Source organism: Geobacillus jurassicus NBRC 107829 (genome assembly GCF_001544315.1).
Taxonomy (GTDB): Bacteria; Bacillota; Bacilli; order Bacillales; family Anoxybacillaceae; genus Geobacillus; species Geobacillus jurassicus.
The window spans coordinates 1-3,329 of record NZ_BCQG01000102.1; the positions used below are offsets into that span (position 1 = coordinate 1).

At 50.4% G+C, this 3,329-nt stretch carries 15 tRNA genes and 2 pseudogenes; 1 reads left to right on the plus strand and 16 read right to left on the minus strand.

The features are described 5' to 3' along the window. Positions 1–188: 188 nt before the first annotated feature. Positions 189–392 (minus strand): annotated as a pseudogene (locus tag GJ1_RS18155) (DUF6431 domain-containing protein); the annotation flags it as partial. A 144-nt stretch (positions 393–536) separates the two neighbouring features. On the opposite strand from GJ1_RS18155, the pseudogene GJ1_RS17155 reads away from it, so the two are divergent. Next, positions 537–875, plus strand: a pseudogene (locus GJ1_RS17155) (transposase); the annotation flags it as partial. 337 nt (positions 876–1,212) lie between these two features. Here GJ1_RS17155 and GJ1_RS17165 read toward each other — a convergent pair. The 15 genes from GJ1_RS17165 to GJ1_RS17235 all read right to left on the minus strand — a co-directional run bounded on the left by GJ1_RS17165 (position 1,213) and on the right by GJ1_RS17235 (position 3,016). Beyond that, positions 1,213–1,297, minus strand: a tRNA-Leu gene (locus GJ1_RS17165). 59 nt (positions 1,298–1,356) lie between these two features. After that, positions 1,357–1,430 (minus strand) — tRNA-Cys (locus tag GJ1_RS17170). Positions 1,431–1,439: 9 nt separating this feature from the next. Beyond that, positions 1,440–1,511: transfer RNA gene (locus tag GJ1_RS17175), tRNA-Gly, on the minus strand. 5 nt (positions 1,512–1,516) lie between these two features. Next, positions 1,517–1,591, minus strand: a tRNA-Gln gene (locus GJ1_RS17180). Between the two features lie 15 nt (positions 1,592–1,606). After that, positions 1,607–1,679, minus strand: a tRNA-His gene (locus GJ1_RS17185). A 17-nt stretch (positions 1,680–1,696) separates the two neighbouring features. Continuing rightward, positions 1,697–1,770, minus strand: a tRNA-Trp gene (locus tag GJ1_RS17190). 9 nt (positions 1,771–1,779) lie between these two features. Next, positions 1,780–1,864, minus strand: a tRNA-Tyr gene (locus tag GJ1_RS17195). A gap of 4 nt (positions 1,865–1,868) precedes the next feature. Further along, positions 1,869–1,944: transfer RNA gene (locus GJ1_RS17200), tRNA-Thr, on the minus strand. Between the two features lie 163 nt (positions 1,945–2,107). Then, positions 2,108–2,183: transfer RNA gene (locus GJ1_RS17205), tRNA-Phe, on the minus strand. A gap of 162 nt (positions 2,184–2,345) precedes the next feature. Then, positions 2,346–2,421 (minus strand) — tRNA-Asp (locus GJ1_RS17210). Between the two features lie 5 nt (positions 2,422–2,426). Next, positions 2,427–2,503: transfer RNA gene (locus GJ1_RS17215), tRNA-Met, on the minus strand. Between the two features lie 172 nt (positions 2,504–2,675). Further along, positions 2,676–2,751: transfer RNA gene (locus GJ1_RS17220), tRNA-Val, on the minus strand. A 9-nt stretch (positions 2,752–2,760) separates the two neighbouring features. Then, positions 2,761–2,832, minus strand: a tRNA-Glu gene (locus GJ1_RS17225). 14 nt (positions 2,833–2,846) lie between these two features. Beyond that, positions 2,847–2,937, minus strand: a tRNA-Ser gene (locus tag GJ1_RS17230). Positions 2,938–2,941: 4 nt separating this feature from the next. Further along, positions 2,942–3,016 (minus strand) — tRNA-Asn (locus GJ1_RS17235). Between the last annotated feature and the right edge of the window lie 313 nt (positions 3,017–3,329).

Sequence of the window (3,329 nt, forward strand, 5' to 3'; positions counted from 1 at the left end):
TGTTTATTGCAAAATAAAAATACAGAGATCTGCAGAGAATTTGGCTTAGGCCAACTTGACATGGAGTGGGGGGCGTGATAGCCTTTTTAGGCATAGCCAGCCCTTGATATTGCTGGATTCCTGGCTTTTTAATCACGCCCCCAGAGGCTCCATGTCAAGTTGTAATTCTCTGCACTTTTCCTTGCAAAACTCTGTATTTTTTCTTTGCAGAAAACAATCCAAAGGCGATATTCCCCCTCTGCCGTCAAGGCATAGCGTTGGTAGTATCCATGACGGTGCAAGGGGCGACGGGATGGACAGTGGGGGCATTGGTTCACGTCGGGAAAATCATTCTCTTTCCCACGATCCGTATACGTTTGAATGTCAATGCCAAAGTCATGAAACTGGATCACACTTCCTCCCCCCTGAAACGAATGGAAATCTTCGTCCGAAACAATTCACAAAAAATTTAGCACATTCCTTCAGAAAAGGGGAGAGGGCTTTCTGAAAGAATGTGCAAAAAAATAGACGTTTTGTGCTGAAATAAAATGATAATTTACATCCATGTCGTCTTGAGCACCGATCGGGAGCTCGACGATGAAGAGATCTTGCGTTGCTGCGCCCAGCGTTGGACGATCGAATGCTTTTTCCGGCAGGCGAAAGACCAGCTGCAGCTCGATGGGTATCGCGTTCGCCACGTTCGAGCCGTCAAACGGTACTGGGTGACCGTGTTGTTGGCTTGCGTGTATAGCATCGCTGAATTCCATCAGAATCTTTCGGCTGGGTTGGAGCTGCTTCGGGCTCGGAAAGGACACAGCTTGGTTGAATTCATTTACGATGCAGCAAAACAAGATATTCCCATTGATGTGATCAAAAAACAGCTCCATGTCGCCTAAGGGGGACCCTGTTTGTCTCTTTGATTATGGAAATTATTGTAATGAAAAATGCTCATCTACAGTATCTCTAACAATTCCTCAAATGTGTATTCAATTTCTCCGATGTCGTCAGATATTAGCAACAACTCCTCACGACTTAGCTCCCCTCTTCTTCCTCTCTTGCTCTTTCTCTGCAATTCTCTCTCATTTTCTATTCTTCCCACTTTCCATTTCACCTCACCGAGCACGATTGTACGCACACGATTTTCTTTTCTCGAATCGTATTCGGTAAATAAAAAAACAAGGGATTTCACTTATGTGAAACCCCTTGTCCCTAAAGCCTTTCTCCTATTTTCGATGCCGATGGTGGGAGTCGAACCCACACGGGGGGCTACCCCACACGATTTTGAGTCGTGCGCGTCTGCCAGTTCCGCCACATCGGCGCGACAATCAATATTTTATCAAATCATCTTACATCTGTCAACACTTTTTATTCATTAGATGGAGGCGGCACCCGGATTCGAACCGGGGATAAAGGTTTTGCAGACCTCTGCCTTACCACTTGGCTATGCCGCCTTGATCGAGAGCGGAAGACGGGACTCGAACCCGCGACCCCCACCTTGGCAAGGTGGTGTTCTACCGCTGAACTACTTCCGCATTCGTGGCTGGGGTAGCTGGATTCGAACCAACGCATCACGGAGTCAAAGTCCGTTGCCTTACCGCTTGGCTATACCCCAACGCCAAAGAGCAAGGGCGACTAGTGGGAATCGAACCCACGCATGCCAGAGCCACAATCTGGTGCGTTAACCACTTCGCCATAGTCGCCATAATGATCATAAAAATGGCAGGGGCAGTAGGAATCGAACCCACACCGGAGGTTTTGGAGACCTCTGTTCTACCATTAAACTATGCCCCTTTGTTAAAATGGTGGAGGGGGACGGATTCGAACCGCCGAACCCAAAGGGAGCGGATTTACAGTCCGCCGCGTTTAGCCACTTCGCTACCCCTCCAAGATGGTGCCGACTGCAGGACTTGAACCCGCAACCTACTGATTACGATTCAGTTGCTCTACCAATTGAGCTAAGTCGGCACGATATGAATGAGGAAAGTGACTCATTGTTGAGCTCTGTGCCTCTTCCTCTGCTAGCCGATTCAAAGAAGCAGGATGCGTCGAGGCAACTCGCAACTTATTCGATGAAGCGGATGCTCGTCTCTACCAATTGAGCTAAGTCGGCATGCGTATCTTAATTATATGGTGGCTCGGGACGGAATCGAACCGCCGACACAAGGATTTTCAGTCCTTTGCTCTACCGACTGAGCTACCGAGCCATATTTTCTTTTCACCATGCTCATTGGTTGCTGTTGTGCCTCTTCCTCTGCCAGCTCATTCGAAGAAGCTGGATGCGTCGAGGCAACACGCAACACATTCGAAGATGCATATGCTCGTTGCTGCCAAGCTATTCATTTTCTCTTTTCGCAATTTTGAAACAATGGCGGTCCCGACGGGACTCGAACCCGCGATCTCCTGCGTGACAGGCAGGCATGTTAACCACTACACTACGGGACCATTTTTGGTTGCGGGGGCAGGATTTGAACCTGCGACCTTCGGGTTATGAGCCCGACGAGCTACCGGACTGCTCCACCCCGCGACGATAAGGAAACCAGTAAGTTTTGATAATGCTCTGAGTGTGCTATTCGTTGCCTCTTCCTCTACTAGCTGATTCAAGGAAGCGAGATGCGTCGAGGCAACTCGAAGCGGATTCGACGAAGTGGATGCTCGTTGCTCCACCGCGCGACGATAACATCTTTCTTCGTAAGTAATGGTGGAGGATGACGGGATCGAACCGCCGACCCCTTGCTTGTAAGGCAAGTGCTCTCCCAGCTGAGCTAATCCTCCACAAGGAAATGACCCGTACGGGATTCGAACCCGTGTTACCGCCGTGAAAGGGCGGTGTCTTAACCACTTGACCAACGGGCCATGCTGATGGATAGTGGCGGAGAGCAAGGGATTCGAACCCTTGAGGCGCTGTTGGCGCCTACACGATTTCCAATCGTGCTCCTTCGACCACTCGGACAGCTCTCCACGATGGCTCCGCAGGCAGGATTCGAACCTGCGACCAATCGGTTAACAGCCGATTGCTCTACCACTGAGCTACTGCGGAATCATAACGATGGGCAATTCACTGTTTCGCTGTGAAATGCCATCTCTTTAGACATTTACTATTATAATGATTCGCGCTGAGCTGTCAAGAGTTTTTTCATTCCTTCAAAACTAGATAACCGTCGGAAGAAGCCGCGAGCCTGCGCTTTTCGTTGTCCAGCTCCGGCCGCCATCGGCTTGCGACGCTTCGAGTCCTGCTGCGGCGGGCTAAGCCCGCTCGCAGGCCTCTCAGCGCGTTTCGCCGATAGGCAGGCGGCCTCCGCTTTTCGCATTGTCCAGCTGCGGCTCGCCGCCGCTCGGGGTCAAATCACCTT